Genomic DNA, 17,395 nt, shown 5'->3' with positions numbered 1-17,395 from the left:
AAGTCTAGGCCGCGCACGAGGCGCGACCGTGCTCGACGCCTGGCTACTGGCGTGGTGGCTGCTGGTGTGGCGGGAAGGGTGGCTGGCCGTTGCCTGGCCAGCGGGGGTCGTACCCGGGCTGTCCCTGCTGCGGTGCTTGTCCGGGGTAGGGCTGCTGCCCGGGATACGGCGCCTGGCCCTGCTGTGGCGCCTGGTGGGGGTACTGCCCTTGGCGGGGTGGCTGGCCCTGCGGCGCCTGCCCGTACGGGGGCTGCCCCTGTGGTGGTTGCCCGAACGGGACCTGCCCCTGCGGAGCCTGCCCATACGGAGGCTGGCCATTCCAGCCGCCCTCCTGCGGTCGCGTCTGAGATTGACGCGACTGTGGGAATTGCTGTGACTGCTGGAACTGCTGTGGCTGGCCCTGCTGCCGTGGGTCGAAGCCGCCCGGCTGCCCCGGGAACTGGGTACCGGGGAACTGGTTTCCCGGGTACTGGTTCCCAGCGCCCTGCTGGCCCTGCAACGGCTGCCCCTGCTGGGGACCGCCCTGCGGTTGACCGGGATAGGGCTGGCGCTGTTGCTGGGGCGCCCTTCCATACTCGGATCCTGAGACGGGCGGCTGCACCTGAGGCCGCTGCCACGAGCCGGGTTGCTGGGGCGGCCGCCCCTGCAGCGGTGGCTGGCCCTGCTGAGGGGGCTGACCCTGCGGCCACGGCTGCCCCTGCTGGGGAGCCTGCTGCGGCCAGCCCTGCTGCGGCGGCTGACCCTGATTCCCGAACTGACCCTGATTGCCCTGGTAGCCGGGCTGCGCCGGGTTGCCCTGGTGGGCTTGGCTGCTCGGGTACCCCAGATTGCCGAACTGGCCCTGCTGCGGGTGCGGCTGACCCGGCTGGCCGAACTGTGACGGCTGACCGTAGGCGGCTGGACGACCGAACTGACCGGACGGCCCGCCCTGTGCGGGCGGGGCTCCGGACGCGGAGGGCGCGGCCTGCGGCGGGTTGGCCAGATACGGCGGGAGGAAGCCTTGCGCTGCTCCCTCACCGGGTGCGGGCGCTGGCACTGGAGGTGGACCTCCCGCGGGCGCCACCGCAGACGGAGGCGTGCGCTCCCAGCGGGGCGAGGCATCGAACGGCTGCCACGGCGCGCCCGGCGCCGGCGACTGCGCAGAGGGCAGTGCGGGGTCGCTGGAGACCGCCCCTCCCGTCGACCGCTCTGGGCGGCGCGGCGCCTCGACGTACGGCGCAGAGGCCGGGACTACCGGAGGTGTCGGTGCGGCGAGGCCAGCTGGCGGGACCACGGGAACGGGCGCTGGCTGGACATCCGAGGTCTGGAGCTCGTGCAGGGGTTCCTGGGGTGCATCCGACGGTGCCTGGTCCAACCCGGCGACCGGCGCCGATACCGACGGGGACACAGGTGCAGACGCAGATGGGAGCTCAGACGCAGATGCGAACGCAAACTCGGATGCGGGCGCAGACTCGGACTCAGACGCGTGATCTGGCGCGGGTTCGCGCTCCTCAGGAACCACGGGGAGGGGCTCCTTCTCGAGTGAGATAGCGACCGGCACGGGCACGGGAGCAGACTCCGCCTCCGCGATGGGCTCGGGAGCAGACTCTAGTTCGGCGACGGACTCGAACTCGGACCGCACGGTCGAATCAGGCTCCACGGTCGAATCAGGCTCCAGGGCCGCTTCTGGCGGGACTTCGGTGTCGCTTCCGACGGCCTCGGAGCCCGGCGCAACCCGCACAACGAGGATGCGCTGTGCGTCGTCGAGCGTGATCTCGACCGCTCCGTCGCCCGTGACGAGCTCGTAGCTCGATTCCCCTGTGCGCTGCAGCCGCGCGTCGCTGCGCGCCGCGTAGGAGTGCAGTGCGCGCACGTGGTCGCCGAGGACGCCGGAGTCGAGGGCGTCGAGAATGGCGCGCGTCGCCCGGTCGGCGGAGGTCTGGGTGTCAGGGCCCGCCTGCACCATGAGGTGCACCTGCACGCCCGGAGCAGCCTCGACCACGACGCTGTCGCGTGACCTCGTGAGCGCCTTGGCAGCCAGGACGAGCAACAGTGGCGCGGTCTCGTCGGTCTTCACAACGGACGACGAGAGCTGCTCGGGCCCTCCGTCGATCACAAACGAGCGCACTCGCCCGGCGAGCTCAATGGCCTGCTCCGGGAAGTTGTTGACGTTGTTCCAGCCCCACATCCACGTGCCAGCGCTCTGCGCGACGCTGCCGATGAGCTGCACTGGGAGCACCGTCGCCGACGGCTGCGTCTGATAGGTGATCGAAGGTGCGGTGAGGTCGACATCCCATCCGGCGTCGCCGAGCTGCCCGGTGAGCTGCGCCTGCGCGTCGAAGTGAAGGATGGCGGCGTCGTCTGCCAGTTCCTGCAAGCTCACATTGAGCATGGTTCCCCATTCCCCCGCGGCGAGCCGATGCCACGGCCTGCACACTGTAGCCGAGACACCGTGCCGGATCCTCGGAGCCTGCCCGCGGTCGTGGACGCCAGAGGGGCGCTCATTCGGCTTCGGCCCGCAGGTGCTCGACGGCGCTCGGCCCGCCCTCGAGGAGCAGACGGAAGCCGTCCGCGTCGAGAATCGGGATGCCGAGTTCCTCCGCCTTCGTGAGCTTCGAGCCTGCTCCTGGGCCGGCTGCAACGAAGTCGGTCTTCTTCGACACGCTTCCGGCCGCCTTGCCGCCTGCGGTGATGATGGCTTCCTTCGCGCCGTCGCGCGTGAATCCCTCGAGCGTTCCCGTCGCGACGACGCTCAGGCCTGAGAGCGGACCCTCCGTGCTGGTCATCGCCCCGGGACCTGGGTGTCCTGGGGTCGCGAAGCGAACTCCCGCCGCTCGCCAGGCCTCGATGATGTCCCGGTGCCAGTCTTCGGCGAGCCACTCGACGATGGCGTCGGCGATCGTCGGCCCCACGCCCTCGACCTGGGCGAGCTCCTCGGCGGGTGCCGCCTCGATGGCCTCGAGCGAGCCGAACCAGTCGGCGAGCGCGCGCGCCGCGACGGGGCCGACGTGGCGGATGTTGAGCGAAACGAGCTGGCGCCAGAGGTCCTTCGTCTTGGCAACCTCGAGCTGCTCGAGCAGGGTCGTGGCCTGCTTCGAGGGCTCCACGAGCCTGAAGTCCTTCTTGATCCGCGCCTTGCGCCGCTCCGCCGGCGTCAACTCCTCGGAGCCTGGCGGGTAGACGAGGGAGACCTTCTGGAACGGAGCGCGACGAATGAGCTCGCCCGTCTCCTCGTCAGTCTTCGGCTCGCCGGTCTCAGAGTCGCGCACGACGACCTCGATGGGCACGAGCTCCTCGAGCGTGAGCGCGAACAGCCGCGCTTCCGTCTCGAGCGGCGGCTGCTCCGGCACGGTCGGCTGGGTCAAGGCCGCGGCCGTGACCTCTCCGAGCGCATCCACGTCGAGCCCACCACGCGAGCCGATGTGCTCGACGCGCCCGCGCACCTGGGCGGGGCAGGACCGCGCGTTCGGGCAGCGCAGGTCGACGTCGCCCTCCTTCATGGGCCGCAGCGGCGTGCCGCACTCGGGGCAGTCGCTTGGCATGACGAAGTCGCGTACGTCGTCGCCGCGCAGTTCGAGCACGGGGCCGAGCACCTCGGGGATCACGTCACCGGCCTTGCGGAGCACGACGGTGTCGCCGATCTTCACGCCCTTGGCGCGCACCACGTCCTGATTGTGGAGGGTGGCCATGCGGACGACGCTGCCCGCGACCTTGACCGGCGCCATGATGGCGAACGGAGTGACCCGGCCCGTGCGACCGACGCTCGCCGCGATGTCGAGGAGCTTGGTGTGCACTTCCTCTGGCGGGTACTTGTAGGCGATCGCCCAGCGAGGCGCGCGACTCGTCATGCCGAGCTCGTCGTGCAGGTCGAGCTCGTCGACCTTCACGACGATGCCGTCGAGCTCGTGCTCCACCGAGTGTCGCTCAGCGCCGTAGTGCTCGACGAACTCGACGACGTCGTCGACGGATGCATTGACCTTGGCGTACGGCGTCACGGGCAGACCCCAGCCGGCGAGGAGCTCGTAGATCTGGCTCTGCGACTCAACGGGGGGCGACGGCCAGGCACCGATGCCGTGCACGTACATCTGCAGCGAGTGGAGGCGAAGCTCTCCCGCCTCGCGCTCGAGGCCGCTCTTCTTCTCGAGCTGCTGGCGCAGTCCGCCACTCGCGGCGTTGCGGGGGTTGGCGAAGTCCGGGAAGCGCTTCGTGGCTCGAGCCAGCTCGGCTTCCTCGTCGAATTCACCGCGGGATGCGGCCGGGCGCGCTTCCCATCGTGCCCGGTATTCCTCGACGGCACGGGGCCGGAGCGAGGCCTGGAACTCGTTGAGCGCCGTGAAGGCGGCGACCGGGATGAAGACCTCGCCACGCACCTCGACGATCGGCGGATGCCCCTCGCCGGACAGCGTCGCGGGGATTCCGTCGATCTGCAGGGCGTTCTGCGTGACTTCCTCGCCCGTGCGTCCGTCGCCACGCGTCGCGGCGGTCACGAGCTTGCCGTGCTCGTAGCGCAGGGCGATGGCGAGGCCGTCGATCTTCAGCTCGGTCAGCCAGTCGACGCGTCGTCCCGCGGACGCCTCGGTCTTTGCGCACCACTCGCGCAGCTCTTCGATGGAGAAGACGTTGTCGAGCGAGAGCATCCGCTCCGCGTGCTCGATGGGGCGCAGCCCCTCGGCAACGCCGCCGCCGACGGTCTGCGTCGGGGAGTCCTGCGACTGCAGCTCGGGGTGCTCGCGCTCCAGGGCGTCGAGCTCGCGGACGAGCCCGTCGTATTCGGCGTCTGAGACGAGTTGTGCGTCGCGCTCGTAGTAGGCAGCCTGGTAGCCGGCGACCAGCTCCCGCAACTCGTCAACGCGAACGCGTGCGTCCTCGAACGAGGTCATGCTGCCGCTCCCGAGCGCGAGTTGAGCGTCGCCAGCGCGGCCTTGCGGCTCACGTTGAGGAGCCACTCGTGTTTCGCGCTCAGTCGCTTCGCCGCACGCTTCTCGCTGGTGGTCTCGAGGTAGCTCTGGACGATGCCGACGACCGCGATGAGCGCCGCGAAGATCGCGAAGACGATCTGCCAGGTCGGTTCGAGCTGCATGAGGAAGTTCGAGGCGAGGAAGACCGTGCCGCCGATGAGGAACCAGAGCACAAACGCGAGGATCCAGTCCTTTGCGCCGAACGGACGGGCCTCGAGCGTGCACCGCTTGGCGAGCTGCAGCGCGGGGGCAGTGAAGTGCTCGTCGTAGTCGCTGCGCCACCGTTCCGGATCGGAGAGGTTCTTGTACTTCCCCGCCCAGCGCTCAGCACGGTCGGTCAGCAGATCCATCGCCTCTCCGTCCTTCAGTACGGAGCCCTCTGCCTGCATGCTCATGCTGCTTCCTGCCCGTCCGCGCTCTGCACCTTGGCTTCCCCTGCGACGGTCTCGTCGCTCTGAACCGCGCTGACCGTGCGATCGATCGTGAACTGGCCGAGCACTCGCGTGCCGACGTAGACAACGGCAGTCTGACCTGGGGCGACGCCGACGAGCGGCTCATCCACGATGACACTCCACTCGACGCCTGGAATCGTCGCGTCGTCTCGCGTGCTCTCAGCGCTCGCACTCACCCGCGCAGTCGCGGGCACCGGGTCGGCGTGCGCACGGATCTGCACGTCACAACGGAACTCCCCGTCGGCCTCTGCCCTCGCGGCGCCCGTCCAGCTCATCCGCTGACCCGCGATCTCCGCGATGTTGAGGGCCTCCTTGGGCCCAACGACAACCTCGTTGGTCTTCGGACGGATCTCGAGGACAAAGCGGGGCTTGCCGTCAGGGGCGGGGACGCCGAGGCGGAGCCCCTTGCGCTGGCCCACGGTGTAGGCCGTGGCACCGTCATGCTCGCCGAGCTTCGCGCCCGCGCTGTCCACGACCTCGCCGGTCGCGGTTCCGATGCGGTCGCCGAGCCATCCCCTGGTATCGCCGTCAGGGATGAAGCAGATGTCGTGCGAGTCGGGCTTCTGAGCCACACTGATGCCGCGCTCTGCTGCCTCTGCGCGGATGAGGTCCTTCGAGGGGGTGTCCCCCAATGGGAAGTAGCAGTGCTCGAGCTGCTGCTGAGTGAGTACCCCGAGCACGTACGACTGGTCTTTTGCCCACGCGCTCGCGCGGTGCAGCTCAATCAACCCGTCATCGCCCGTCTCGAGTGTCGCGTAGTGCCCGGTGCACACCGCGTCGAACCCGAGGTCGATGGCCTTCTCGAGGAGGGCGGCGAACTTGATCTTCTCGTTACAGCGCATGCACGGGTTCGGCGTGCGTCCCGCGCTGTACTCCGCGATGAAGTCGTCGACGACGTCGAGCTTGAAGCGCTCGGAGAAGTCCCACACGTAGAAGGGGATGCCAAGGAGGTCGGCGGCACGGCGCGCGTCCATCGAGTCTTCGATGGTGCAGCACCCCCGCGACCCCGTGCGGAGGGTACCTGGCATTCGGGAGAGGGCGAGGTGCACGCCGATGACTTCGTGCCCGGCCTCGACGGCTCGGGCTGCTGCGACAGCGGAATCGACCCCGCCGCTCATTGCGGCTAGAACTTTCACCGCATAAGTGTACGTCGGGCCTCCGACAGCGCCCCTGGGCCGCCTCCCGACTCTGGTATTTTGACCATGTTCAGCGCCAGTGAATGACGATTACCCCGAGGCAGGCAACGCGTGAGCGACATCCCCGACTCTCCTTCCTCGTTCGCCTCGGACCTCCAGGCGCTGCGCGAACAAGCGGGTAAGCCGACCATCATGAGGCTCGCCAACGAGACGGGCATCTCCAAGAGCGTCGTGGGAGACGCCTTCGCTGGAAACCGCCTGCCGACGGAGAAAACCGTCGCGCGTCTGGTCAAGGCGCTCGGCGCCGAGCCAGACGCCTGGCTCGAGCGCAGGAGCGCGCTCGCGACGCTGGCAAGCGCCGAGGCTTCGCCCTTCGCCGAGCCGTCGGCCGCATCCGCGCCTGAGGATGCGGAAGCTGGGGCGCCCACGGAGCTGCCGCTCCGTGCATCCGCCACCCTCATGCCCCCTCCGTCTGCGGGTATCTCGAAGCGCAGGCTCGTGACCACAACCCTGGCCGCTGCCCTCGTCTCGGCTGCCGTGACGAGCGGCATTTGGTTCGGCGTCGGACAGCTCAACGCCGAGCAGGACCCGTACGCGGAGATCGCCGACGGCATGGACCCTATGCAGACGATCTGCCGCGACGACGCCGTGGTCGCCGCAAGCGAGATGCGGGATCGCGAGACGCAGGTGCAGATGATGTACTCCACAAACTGCAAGGCCGTCTGGGGCCGAGTCACCAGGTACGACGGCATGGCAGCAGGCAACGAGCTCACGATGTCCGTCTACCCGGCCGTCGACCGCGACTCGGAGCACGGCCAGTCGGTGTCTGCCCACGACGTGCAGTCGGTCTACACGACCCTCGGGATCAGCCCGGAGACAAGCGAGCGCTGGTGCGGCCTCGCCACCATGACGGCCGGTGGCGAGACCATCGACCTCGGGCCGGAGCTCTGCATCTGACGACGCTCCCCAGCCCGAGCCGCGGGTCAGCCGATGTGGGTTGCCGAGGTGGTCGTGGCTGGCTCTGAGCCTGTCGCGAGCGGCTTCTCGCGGAGGAACGACAGCGCGATGATCGAGATGATTGTCAGCGGGACGAGTGCGAGGAAGATCGGGATGAGCGCCTCGTTGTACGACCCGACGATGATGGCCCGCAGTTGGTCGGGCAGCTCCGCGATCGCGGCGGGCGTGAACGAGCTTGCGCCGTCCTCGGCAGCCGCCCCTGCTGGGAGACGATCGGCGACCATCTGCGTCAGTCGCGCGGCGAAGACCGACCCCACGACAGCGGAGCCGAGGGTCGCGCCGACCTGGCGGAAATAGTTGTTCGCTGCCGTCGCGGTGCCCACGATGCGTGCGGGGAACGAGTTCTGCACGATGAGTGTGAGCAGCTGCATGCTGCCTCCGAGCCCGATGCCCATGACGCCGAGGGCCACGCAGATGAGCCAGACGGGGCTGTCGACCGTCACGAACGAGAGCACCCCTAGGCCGACGCCAAGCACAGCGGAACCGGCGATCGGCACCCACTTGTAGCGACCCGTGCGCGAGACGTACTGACCGCTCAGGATGGAGGTGATGAGCAGTGCGCCCATCATCGGGGTCATGAGGAGGCCAGAGACGGTCGGGCCGGACCCCGTCACCATCTGCAGGTACGTGGGCATGTAGCCGAGCGTGCCGAACATGATGACGCCCGTCGAGAGGCTCGCGATCGTCGTCAAGATGAAGTTGCGGTCGCGGAACATGCCGAGCGGCATGATCGGGTTCGCGGCACTGCGCTCGACGAACACGAAGCCAGTCGCCGAGACCACCGCGAGCGCAGCCAGGAGCAGGATCGTCGGCGACGTCCACTCGTACTGCGAGCCGCCCCACGTGCCGACGAGCACAAGAGCCGTGGTGGCTAGCGAGATGAGAGCCATCCCGCCGACGTCGATGCGGGTGCGTTCGTGGGCGGGCCGCTTCGGCAGACGGAGGAGGAAGATCGTCGCGAGCAGAGCGAGTGCGCCGAGCGGCAGGTTGATCCAGAAGACCCAGCGCCATCCCGGACCCTCTGTGAACCAGCCGCCGAGTAGCGGCCCCGCCACGGACGAGAACGCGAATACGGCACCCATGACACCCATGTACTTGCCGCGCTCTCGAGCCGGCACGACATCCGCGATCGCCGCCTGCGACAGGATCATGAGGCCGCCACCGCCGAGCCCCTGCACGATGCGGGCACCGATGAGGAGCTCGATCGACGGGGCGAGCCCGCCCAGGACGGATCCCGCGATGAAGAGCCCGATGGCGATGAGCAGCAGCGGCTTGCGGCCGAAGAGGTCGGAGAGGTTGCCGTAGACGGGCATCATGACCGTCGAGGCCAGGATGAACGACGTCACGACCCAGCTCATGTGCTCGACGCCGTGCAGCTCGCCGACGATCGTCGGCATGGCGCTGGAGAGCACCGTGTTGTTGAGGGAGGCCATGAGCATCGTGACCATGAGCCCGAGGAAGAGGGGGACGATACTGCGCTTGTGGGCGCCAGCAGCATCGGCAACCGCGGCAGGCTTGACGGCCCCGGCATCGGGGGTCGTCGTGGCTTCTGCAGTGGTCGCTGCGTCGGTGCGCGCCTGCGAATCGATGCTGGGGGGAGTCGTCATAGAGATTCTGAGATCGCTTTCCGGAAGATGTCGATGGAGTTGTTGATGGCGGCTTCCCGGTCGACGAGGATGCCTTGGGGATCGTTCCTGCTCGTGAAGCGCAGGATGGTCGCGGCGAGCGACAGGAGCGCCTTGGCTGATTCGATGCCGTCCGGGAGGGACTCGGTCTCACTATCGGCGTCCTGCGCCGTCAGGATCGCGAGCACGATGTCCTCTGCCGCGCTGATGTGGCGCCTGAGTCGTTCTTCCAGCACGGGATGCTGGTCGGCGAGCGTGCGTCGCCTCGGGAAGTCGTCGTGGTCGGGGATCGCCGAGTCGAGAACGGCGAGCATGAGCCGCATCGTGCGGCCGAACGAGTCGCCATCGCCTGTGCGGTAGTCGTCGAGCGCCCCCTCTGGCAAAGTCGGCGCCTGCATCCCGAGGACCGCGTCTTCCTTGCTCGGGAAGTAGTTGAAGAAGGTCCGGCGTGAGACGCCCGCACGATCGCTGATGGCGTCGATCGTCGCCTCGTCGAGGCCGCGCTCGATGGTGAGGTCGGCAGCCGCGTCGTGGATGGCGTGCCAGCAGTCGATGCGGTTGCGTTCGCGGAGGGAGAGGGCTGGGTTCGACACCACTCAAGAATATGCATGAGTGCAAACTTTCACAAGTGCAACGTTCCTGTGGGGGTCCTGGGTACAGTTGCACCTCGTGTCATGTCTCCCCTCCCAGAGCCCCTCGGACAGCGCGCGGTCACCGTGGATCTGGACGGCAGTCGCCGTCCTCGCGCTTGTCCTCCTCGCTCTGAACCTGCGGACGGCCGTCACGAACGCGTCATCGATCTTCGACCTCATCTCGGCCGACCTTCCGCTCGAGGGGGCCACCACGGGCGTGCTGACGATGCTCCCCCCTGTCGCCTTCGCGATCGCCGGGCTCATCACCCCCTGGCTGCTGCGACGAGTCCGTCTCGAGCTCCTCATCGTCGTCGCCCTCGCCGCGATCATCGCCGGCCACCTCCTGCGCGGCGCGGCGCCGAACATCCCGACCCTCCTCGGCGGCAGCGTCGTCGCGCTGCTCGGCATGGGAATCGGCAACATCCTCCTGCCACCGGTTGTCGTCACCTACTTCAGGTCGCGCATCCCCCTGATGACCTCGACCTACGCGATCATCGTCGCGCTCGGCACCATGCTTCCGCCGCTCGTCGCCGCCCCGGTCGCACTGGCTTCCGGCTGGCGCACCTCGCTCTCGATGTGGGCCGTCGTCGCGGCCTCAGCCGCCGTGCCCTGGCTAGTCCTGCTCGTGCGCGCCCAGGTACGCGCCGCACGGGGCCACGTCGCTCCCAGCACCGGTGCGATCACGCTCCCGGATGGCACGCGCGCCAAGCCCGCGAAATCCATCTGGCGCTCGAAGCGCGCGTGGGCGCTGGCCGCGACGTTCGCGATCTCCTCGATGAACGCGTACTGCTGCTTCGGCTGGCTGCCAACGATCCTGCAGGACCGAGCGGGGGCGGATACGGTGGCGGCCGCCGGCTACCTCTCGTTGTTCGCCGCCATGGGTATCCCTCTCTCCCTGGCCACTCCCCTCGTCATCACACACCTCGGCACGACCTGGCCGCTCATCTCGGCAGCAACCGGCTTCGCCGTGGGCTACGCGGGGCTCATCTTCGCGCCGACCGGGGCCCCGGTCCTCTGGGTTGTGCTCATCGGATTCGGCCAGCTCATCTTCCCGATCTGCCTCACGCTCATCGGACTGCGGGCGGCAGGACAGCGCGGCTCCGCGATCCTGAGCGGCTTCGTGCAGCTTGTCGGCTACGCACTCGCGGCCCTTGCCCCGCTCACGGTCAGCGTGCTCGCCACCGCGACGGGCGACTGGTCGATCTCGCTCGGCCTGCTCGCCGTACTCACCCTCGCCGTCATCCCACTCGCTCCTGCGCTTGCAGGCAAGTGGAAGATCGAGGACGAGATCCAGCTCGCGCGCTAGTCACACTCCCCTCGAGGCGGCTGTGCGCTAGGGACTGGGGCTCGGCACCACGTCACCGTCGACGTCGATCTGCGGGATGAACTGGTCAACCACTTCGAAGACGTTGCCGGCAAGGTACGAAAGCAGTGCGATGAACAGGCCGACTCCGATCGACCGGATGACGGCCCTCAGCGGGTGGCCGGTCCCCGCTCTCGCTGACACGAGCCCCGTGATCGTGAGGGAGAGGACCACCACAAGCAACGACGCCGCGAGGCGCCAGGCATCGTCGACGAAGACGACGGCAACCGTGAGGGGCAGCGCGCCGCAGAGGAAGGCGAAGAAGCCGCGGACCGCGATCCAGAACGGCTGAGTGGCGGGGCTCGCGCCGTCGAGGATGCCGAACTCCGTTTCGAGCTGCGCGCCGAGCGGGTCCCGCGTCATCAGCTGCGACGCGACCTGGTCGGCGAGACGCGGGTCGAGCCACGCTTGACGTAGTGCTCGCGGAGCTCCACGCGTTCTTCGTCAGGGCTCATCGCGAGGCGACGTTGCTGCTCCTCGATGATGGCGAGTTCCGCGGCTCGGTCCTGAGCCGCCTCGGCATAGGCCGAGCCCCCGAGCGAGAGCCCGCCAGTGATCATGAGCGTCACGGCCGCGAACAGCACGGTCTCGTCGCTGGCGCCCGCACCAGCGAAGCCCTGGATGATGCCGGTCGTCGAGATGATGCCGTCGTTGGAGTCAAGCACCCACTTGCGCACGGTGGCGGTCTCGACCACGGCTCAGCGTCCCGAAGAGCCCACGGTCGCGGTGCGGACAACTGCACCAAGCTCGGTTGCCATGAGGCCCAATGCTACAGCGGCGCCTCTCGCTCTGGCAGCGCCTCGAGCTCGGTGTGCTGCTCGGCGTGGAGGGCCGCGTAGAGACCGCCCCTGGCCATGAGCTCTGCGTGGTTCCCTCGCTCAACGATGCGGCCCTCGTCGATGACGCAGATGAGGTCGGCGTCCTTGACCGTCGAGAGCCGGTGCGCGATCGCGAGCACCGTGCGCCCTCTCGAAGCCGCATCGAGGGCGCGCTGCACGAACCGCTCGGAGCGTGTGTCAAGTGCGCTCGTCGCCTCGTCGAGCACGAGCACCGCCGGGTCCTTGAGGAGCACTCTGGCGATCGCCACTCGCTGCTTCTCTCCGCCAGAGAGGCGGTAGCCACGCTCCCCCACGAGCGTCTCGTAGCCGTCGGGGAACTTCGAGATCGTTTCGTGGATATTCGCCTGCCGGCAGGCTTCCTCGATCTCTTCCTGGGTCGCATCCGGCTTCGCGAAGCGCAGGTTCTCGGCGATCGACGCGTGGAACAGGTAGCTCTCCTGGCTCACGATTCCCGTGTTGGCGATGAGCGCGTCGTGGTCGAGGTCGCGCACGTCGGTGCCTGCGAACTTCACGGCACCAGCTGAGACCTCGTACAGCCGCGGCACGAGGTAGCCGATCGTGGTCTTGCCTGCGCCGCTCGGACCGACGAACGCGACGAACTCCCCCGGGCGGACCGTGAACGACACATCGTCGAGCGTCGGCGCCGAGTCGGTCTCCGCATCCGGGTACCGGAACGACACGTGGTCGAACTCGACCTCGCCGAGTTTCGACGCGTCGAGCGGCACGGGAGCAGAGGACGGTGTGATGGCCGGGGTCATGTCGAGGTACTCGAAGATGCGCGCGAAGAGGGCCTTCGAGGTCTGCACCTCGAGCCCGATGCGCATGAGGCCGATGAGCGGCATCGTGAGCCTCGTCTGCACGGTCGTGAACGCGACGATCGCGCCGGCCGTCAGGTCGACGCCTCCCGTGATGAGGTAGGCGCCGACGATGTAGACCGCGGCTGGTACAAGCGAGAAGACGATCGACACGAAGGCGAAGAAGGTCTGCCCGCTCATGGTCTGCTTCACCTGCAGACCGATCTGCCTGAAGTTCTCAGCGCGGTACCGCTGGCCCTCTGCTTCCTCGCGGCCGAACGATTTCGCGAGCAGGATGCCGGAGACGCTCAGCGACTCCTGGGTGATCGCCGTCATCTCCGAGAGCGACTCCTGCGTCTTCGTCGCGATGCGCGCGCGCACCTGGCCAACACGACGCTGAGCCCAGACGAGCGCTGGCATGAGCACAAACGCGATGATCGTGAGCTGCCACGACAGCAGGGCCATCGCCACGACTGCGGCGAGGACCGTCACGATGTTGCCCACGACGCTCGTGATCATGGACTGCAGCGTCGACGCGACGCCGCCCACGTCGTTCTGCAGGCGGGACTGGATGACGCCCGTCTTGGTGCGCGTGAAGAACGCGAGTTCCATGCGTTGAAGGTGCTCGAACAGGCGCACTCGAAGATCGCCCATGACCGAGTTGCCGACGCTCGCCGTGAAGTACGTCTGCACGACCCCGAGCGCGCTCGATGCGACCCAGAGCAGCGCCATCAGGCCGACGATCTTCCACAGCTCGCCGATATTCGGGCCCGTGCCACCGGGTGGGAAGAGCCCGACGTCGAAGGCCTGCTCGGTGAGCAGCGGGGGCAACACGGAGATCGCCGCCGTGATGAGCACAAGCACAAGCGCGATCGCGATCTTCCCGCGGTAGGGCGCGAACAGGCGGAGCACGCGCTGCCACAGGCCATCGATCTCCGGGGCCTGCTCGTTCGCCGCACGGATCACAGATTCGTCGCGCACGCGCCCTCCGGCTGACGGCCCGCCTCCTGCGCCTCGCATCGTCATGCGGTCAGCGTAGGCGCATCCGCCGACACTCAGACGTCAGTGCGGGCTGGATGCGCTGCAGGCGGAACCCGAGTCGGGCTACACGGCTCGGTCGGAGAACCCGGCCGTTCGCGCCTGCTCGACGACTTTCGGGAGCACGCCGAGGAGCGCGTCGATCTCGGCCTCGGTCGTTGATGCGCCGAGCGTGAAACGCAGCGCGCTGAGCGCGCTGCGCTCGTCGAGCCCCATTCCGAGCAGCACGTGCGACGGCTCGGCGATGCCAGCCTGGCAGGCGGATCCGGTCGAGACGGAGAAGCCCGCCATGTCGAGGAGGAAGAGCAGGGAGTCGCCCTGGCAGCCGTCGAAGGTGAAGTGCACGTTGCCTGGAACCCGCGCTTGCACCTCGACGCCGGCGTCGTCGAGCGTCCCGTCCAGGGGCGCGCCCCGGAGCTGCGCGCCCGGGATCTTCGAGAGCCCGTCGGCGAGGTGGTGTGCAAGCGCATCGAGGCGCGCGCCCTCGGCGTCCATGCGTGACATCGCCGCGTCAGTTGCGGCCGCGAACGCGAGCGCCGCCGGCACGTCCTGCGTGCCTGAGCGCACGCCTCGCTGCTGCCCACCTCCGTGGATGAGGGCTTCAACGGTGTGCGCGCGCGCAAGCGCAAGCGCGCCCATCGCGACTGGCCCGCCGATCTTGTGGGCCGAGACGCTGAGCGCGGCCACGCCGAGATCCCGCAGCGACACCGGGATATGCCCGAAGGCCGCGACGGCGTCGACGTGCACCGGGATCTCGTGCTCCGCCGCCAGCGCAGCGAGTGCGCGCACCGGCTGGATGGAACCGACCTCGTTGTTCGCGAGGATGACGGTGACGAGGGCGACCTCACCGGCGTGCTCGCGCATCCGCTGTTCAGCAACCGTCAGATCGACGAGTCCGGCCCCATCGACCGGCAGCCAGTCGATGGTCGCGCCCTCGTGGTTCGCGAGCCACTCCACTGCGTCGACCGTCGCGTGGTGTTCCCCGCGAGGGGCCAGGATGCGAGTGAGCGCCGGGTCCCGCTGGCGCCTGGCCCAGTAGAGACCCTTGACCCCGAGGTTGATCGCCTCGGTCCCGCCGGACGTGAGTACGACCTCGATCGGATCAGCGCCGAGCGCAGACGCGACGCGTTCCCTCGCGCCTTCGAGCATCCGCTTCGCAGCCTGCCCGTGGCCATGGATCGACGACGGATTCCCAGTCAGCTCGAGTCCGGCGAGGAGCGCTTCCCGCGCCTCCCGCACCATCGGCGTCGTCGCCGCGTGGTCGAGGTAAACGGCCATTTCACTCCTCGCCCTGCCCGGGACCTGCTAACTCTCGACATAGAATTGCGCGATCTGTGCGCATCAGTCGGCGCACGAACGTGCTCGGTGCCGCCCTACGACGGCACCAGCCACTCAATTCGAACAGTTTAGGCCTCATGCTCGATTCACAGACCCGCTCCGACCTCGGCGTCACCCACCACCAGGGGATCGCGCGCCTGCGCGTGTTCTCAACGCACGCTACGGCGATGACCCTCTGCCTCGTGGATGCGGACGGCACCGTCACCCGCACCATCGAGATGGCCAGCATGCCAGGCGGCATCTGGCAGGCGGAGTGCGCCGAGCTCGTGAATGGTCAACGGTACGCCGTGCGTGCGGACGGCCCTTCGAGCGGCACGAACGCGTTCGACAAGCACCGCCTGCTCGTCGAGCCGTACGCCAGGCAGGTCGCGAACGTCGGCACCGTCGCGGTCCCGATCTGGACCGCCCAGGTCGTCGAGACCGAGCCCTTCGACTGGGGCCAGGTGCGCGCCCCGCTCCTCCCTCTGCGCGACGTCGTCGTGTACGAGGCGCACGTGAAGGGCTTCACGCAGCTCGCCCCTCACATGCCTGAGGAGCTGCGGGGCAGCTACGCGGGCCTCGCCCACGAGGACACGATCGCGTACCTGCAGTCCGTCGGTGTCACGGCGGTCGAGTTGCTGCCCGTGCACGCCTTCGCCTCCGAGTCGTTCCTGCGCCGCCAGGGCATGGCGAACTACTGGGGCTACAACACACTCGGCTTCTTCGCGCCGCACGCCGACTACGCCTCCCCCGCCGCCCGCGCCGCTGGTCCACACGCCGTCGCACGCGAGTTCAAGGGCATGGTCAAGCACCTGCACGCGGCGGGCATCGAGGTCTACCTGGACGTCGTCTACAACCACACGTCCGAGGGCGGCCGCGGTGACGAGACCTCCATGTTCCGTGGGCTCGACAACGCCACCTACTACCGCCACGACATGCACGGCAACCCGGTCGACGAGACCGGATGCGGCAACTCGCTCGACACGTCAGAGGCGGTCGTGCGCGAGCTCATCCTCGACTCGCTGAGGTACTGGGTCGAGGAGTTCCGCATCGACGGATTCCGCTTCGACCTCGCGGCCACGCTCGGCCGCAACGCGCACCACGCCTTCGAGCGGCACCACCCCCTCCTCGAGGCCATCGTCAACGACGACCGCCTCGCCGACACGAAGCTCATCGCCGAGCCGTGGGACGTCGGCATGGGCGGCTGGCAGACGGGCAATTTCCCCGAGGACTGGTCGGAGTGGAACGACAGCTTCCGTGACCACGCCCGCTCGTTCTGGGTGCGCGACATCGCGGAGGCGCGCAGCTACGGCGTGCACCCCGAGGGCGCTGGAGCCTTTAGCACCTCCTTCGCGGGGTCCTCCAACATGTTCAGCGACGACCGCGGCCCACTGGCCTCCGTCAACTTCGTGACGGCCCACGACGGTTTCACGCTTCGCGACCTCGTCTCCTACAACGTCAAGCACAATTTGCAGAACGCCGAGCTCGGCCGGGACGGCACGGGCGACAACCGCTCGTGGAACTTCGGCGTCGAGGGGCCGAGCGACAGCAGCAGCATCGAGACCCTGCGCAGGCGCACCATGCGCAACCTGCTCAGCACCGTGCTCCTGAGCGCGGGCGTTCCCATGCTCACGGCCGGCGACGAGGTTGCGAGGTCGCAGAAGGGGAACAACAACCCGTACAACCAGGATTCGCCGCTCACGTGGTTCTCCTGGGACCTCAGCGAGATCCAGCTCGCGCAGCTCGCGCACACGCGCCGACTCATCGAACTGCGCGGCGCACACCAGGTGCTCCGCCCGAGCAGCTTCAACCATGGGCACGCCCTCAGCGAGCACGGCACGAGACGCCGCTGGTTCGACGCGCTTGGCAACCCTATGGGCGACGGGTCGTGGCAGGGCCCAGGCGGCCGCACGCTGCAGGTGCTGCTCGACGCCTACATCCCGGAAGCCGACGCAGACTTCACGGGCGCCGAGCTCGTCGACGGCGTGCGGATGCTCATCGACCGGCTCCTGATCGTCGTGCACGGCAGCGAGGACGACGCGGCGCTCCGCACGCCGGCCGTCGACGACATCACCGGTTACCGTCTGCTCTGGGATTCGACGCACGAGCATCCTGACGAGGCGCTCGGGGCGAGCCGCGTGCTGGTGCCAGGTCAGCTGACCGGCATCGAGGGCCCGTCCGTGCAGGTCTACGCGGTGGACGTGGAGCGGTTGCACCACCACCTCTGATCTGACCCGGTGCGAGA

11 protein-coding genes and 1 pseudogene are annotated in these 17,395 nt (G+C 68.5%); 3 read left to right on the top strand and 9 right to left on the bottom strand.

Annotated features, from left to right (window positions below):
- Nucleotides 1-43: 43 nt before the first annotated feature.
- The 4 genes from FHX72_RS09255 to mnmA form a co-directional block, all read right to left on the bottom strand.
- The gene (locus FHX72_RS09255; protein WP_183624546.1) at nucleotides 44-2,362 is read right to left on the bottom strand and encodes a DUF6882 domain-containing protein; all 2,319 of its coding nucleotides are present in this window, start codon (nucleotides 2,360-2,362) and stop codon (nucleotides 44-46) included.
- 118 nt (nucleotides 2,363-2,480) lie between these two features.
- Nucleotides 2,481-4,859: an NAD-dependent DNA ligase LigA gene (gene ligA, locus FHX72_RS09250; protein WP_183624544.1), complete on the bottom strand. Its 2,379-nt coding sequence runs from the start codon at nucleotides 4,857-4,859 to the stop codon at nucleotides 2,481-2,483.
- Nucleotides 4,856-5,332: a G protein-coupled receptor family protein gene (locus FHX72_RS09245; protein ID WP_183624542.1), complete on the bottom strand. Its 477-nt coding sequence runs from the start codon at nucleotides 5,330-5,332 to the stop codon at nucleotides 4,856-4,858. The genes ligA and FHX72_RS09245 overlap by 4 nt, the downstream gene beginning before the upstream one ends.
- Nucleotides 5,329-6,525 (bottom strand): tRNA 2-thiouridine(34) synthase MnmA, encoded by a 1,197-nt coding sequence (mnmA, locus tag FHX72_RS09240; protein ID WP_183624540.1) that lies wholly within the window; start codon nucleotides 6,523-6,525, stop codon nucleotides 5,329-5,331. Before mnmA ends, FHX72_RS09245 begins: the two co-directional genes overlap by 4 nt.
- 111 nt (nucleotides 6,526-6,636) lie before the next feature.
- On the opposite strand from mnmA, the gene FHX72_RS19680 reads away from it, so the two are divergent.
- Nucleotides 6,637-7,482: a DUF2690 domain-containing protein gene (locus FHX72_RS19680; protein ID WP_068492922.1), complete on the top strand. Its 846-nt coding sequence runs from the start codon at nucleotides 6,637-6,639 to the stop codon at nucleotides 7,480-7,482.
- 26 nt (nucleotides 7,483-7,508) lie between these two features.
- Here the strand turns inward: FHX72_RS19680 and FHX72_RS09230 are convergent, their stop codons facing one another.
- Both FHX72_RS09230 and FHX72_RS09225 read right to left on the bottom strand, forming a co-directional pair.
- On the bottom strand, nucleotides 7,509-9,149 hold the full coding sequence (locus FHX72_RS09230; RefSeq protein WP_183624538.1) for an MDR family MFS transporter: 1,641 nt from the start codon (nucleotides 9,147-9,149) through the stop codon (nucleotides 7,509-7,511).
- The gene (locus FHX72_RS09225) at nucleotides 9,146-9,760 is read right to left on the bottom strand and encodes a TetR/AcrR family transcriptional regulator (RefSeq protein ID WP_068483011.1); all 615 of its coding nucleotides are present in this window, start codon (nucleotides 9,758-9,760) and stop codon (nucleotides 9,146-9,148) included. The genes FHX72_RS09230 and FHX72_RS09225 overlap by 4 nt, the downstream gene beginning before the upstream one ends.
- A gap of 76 nt (nucleotides 9,761-9,836) precedes the next feature.
- Between FHX72_RS09225 and FHX72_RS09220 the strand changes: the two genes are divergently transcribed.
- Nucleotides 9,837-11,105 (top strand): MFS transporter, encoded by a 1,269-nt coding sequence (locus tag FHX72_RS09220; RefSeq protein ID WP_183624536.1) that lies wholly within the window; start codon nucleotides 9,837-9,839, stop codon nucleotides 11,103-11,105.
- 27 nt (nucleotides 11,106-11,132) lie between these two features.
- Here FHX72_RS09220 and FHX72_RS09215 read toward each other — a convergent pair.
- The 3 genes and pseudogenes from FHX72_RS09215 to FHX72_RS09200 all read right to left on the bottom strand — a co-directional run bounded on the left by FHX72_RS09215 (nucleotide 11,133) and on the right by FHX72_RS09200 (nucleotide 15,111).
- Nucleotides 11,133-11,827, bottom strand: a pseudogene (locus FHX72_RS09215) (VIT1/CCC1 transporter family protein).
- Between the two features lie 104 nt (nucleotides 11,828-11,931).
- Nucleotides 11,932-13,815 carry an ABC transporter ATP-binding protein gene (locus FHX72_RS09205; protein ID WP_244964172.1) on the bottom strand — a complete coding sequence of 628 codons (1,884 nt, stop codon included), beginning with the start codon at nucleotides 13,813-13,815 and terminating at the stop codon, nucleotides 11,932-11,934.
- Nucleotides 13,816-13,899: 84 nt separating this feature from the next.
- Nucleotides 13,900-15,111, bottom strand: coding sequence for a cysteine desulfurase family protein (locus FHX72_RS09200; protein WP_068483022.1), 1,212 nt, complete (start codon nucleotides 15,109-15,111; stop codon nucleotides 13,900-13,902).
- A 137-nt stretch (nucleotides 15,112-15,248) separates the two neighbouring features.
- On the opposite strand from FHX72_RS09200, the gene glgX reads away from it, so the two are divergent.
- Nucleotides 15,249-17,378, top strand: a complete 2,130-nt coding sequence (glgX, locus tag FHX72_RS09195; RefSeq protein WP_183624530.1) for a glycogen debranching protein GlgX — start codon at nucleotides 15,249-15,251, stop codon at nucleotides 17,376-17,378.
- Nucleotides 17,379-17,395: the final 17 nt, after the last annotated feature.

Source organism: Pseudoclavibacter helvolus, from assembly GCF_014191305.1.
Classification (GTDB): Bacteria; Actinomycetota; Actinomycetes; order Actinomycetales; family Microbacteriaceae; genus Pseudoclavibacter; species Pseudoclavibacter helvolus.
This window is presented reverse-complemented; position numbering and strand designations above follow the sequence as displayed.

Coding starts and splice junctions, on each gene's coding strand:
- FHX72_RS09230 (WP_183624538.1), bottom strand. CDS start 9,149: ATGACGACTCCCCCCAGCATCGATTCGCAGGCGCGCACCGACGCAGCG.
- FHX72_RS09245 (WP_183624542.1), bottom strand. CDS start 5,332: ATGAGCATGCAGGCAGAGGGCTCCGTACTGAAGGACGGAGAGGCGATG.
- FHX72_RS09200 (WP_068483022.1), bottom strand. CDS start 15,111: ATGGCCGTTTACCTCGACCACGCGGCGACGACGCCGATGGTGCGGGAG.
- glgX (WP_183624530.1), top strand. CDS start 15,249: ATGCTCGATTCACAGACCCGCTCCGACCTCGGCGTCACCCACCACCAG.
- FHX72_RS09205 (WP_244964172.1), bottom strand. CDS start 13,815: ATGCGAGGCGCAGGAGGCGGGCCGTCAGCCGGAGGGCGCGTGCGCGAC.
- ligA (WP_183624544.1), bottom strand. CDS start 4,859: ATGACCTCGTTCGAGGACGCACGCGTTCGCGTTGACGAGTTGCGGGAG.